This window comes from Pseudoalteromonas sp. 120-MNA-CIBAN-0494 (assembly GCF_040308885.1).
In the GTDB taxonomy this organism is placed as follows: Bacteria; Pseudomonadota; Gammaproteobacteria; order Enterobacterales; family Alteromonadaceae; genus Pseudoalteromonas; species Pseudoalteromonas nigrifaciens.
In genome coordinates this window covers 1-547 of the sequence record NZ_JBEOOE010000094.1, presented here as the reverse complement: position 1 = coordinate 547, position 547 = coordinate 1, and the positions used below count along the sequence as shown (strand labels likewise).

Sequence of the window (547 nt, the reverse complement as noted above, 5' to 3'; positions counted from 1 at the left end):
CAAATGCATCTAGGTAGATATTCGCCAACAATGGACTGATAACACCACCTTGTGGACTTCCTAGCTCACTCGCTTCCCAATTATTGCCTATCATTACTCCGCTTTTTAAAAACTGTTTGAGCAGTTTTAAGATGCTACCGTCTGTCACTTTGCGTTTGACGCTGCTTATGATCAAGTCGTGATCGAGTAGGTCAAAACACTTCGACAGATCCATATCAACCACCCACTCACGGTGATATTTACGAATAAATACCGTGGCTTTGCTGATGGCGTCATGACAACTTCGTTTCGGCCTGTACCCATAACTTGATGGGTGAAAGTCGATGTCGAAGAGCGGTTGGAGAATGTTCAATAGTGTTTGTTGTACTATGCGGTCGCGAACTGTTGGAATTCCCAGCAGTCTCACACCACCATCATCTTTCGGTATTTCTATCCGTTTGACTGGCTGTGCGCGATACTGCTTGCTTTGCAGTTCACCTTGCAGTTGTTTCAAGTTTTCTTCTAAATTCAAGGCGAACGCGGCTATGGACTGCCTATCTATTCCGGC

The 547-nt window shown here is 45.2% G+C and carries 1 protein-coding gene; it reads right to left on the bottom strand.

Annotated features, from left to right (window positions below):
* Positions 1 to 511, bottom strand: a 511-nt coding sequence (locus AAEY55_RS18130) for a reverse transcriptase domain-containing protein (RefSeq protein WP_350552610.1), incomplete at its 3' end; no start/stop codon positions are given.
* Positions 512 to 547: the final 36 nt, after the last annotated feature.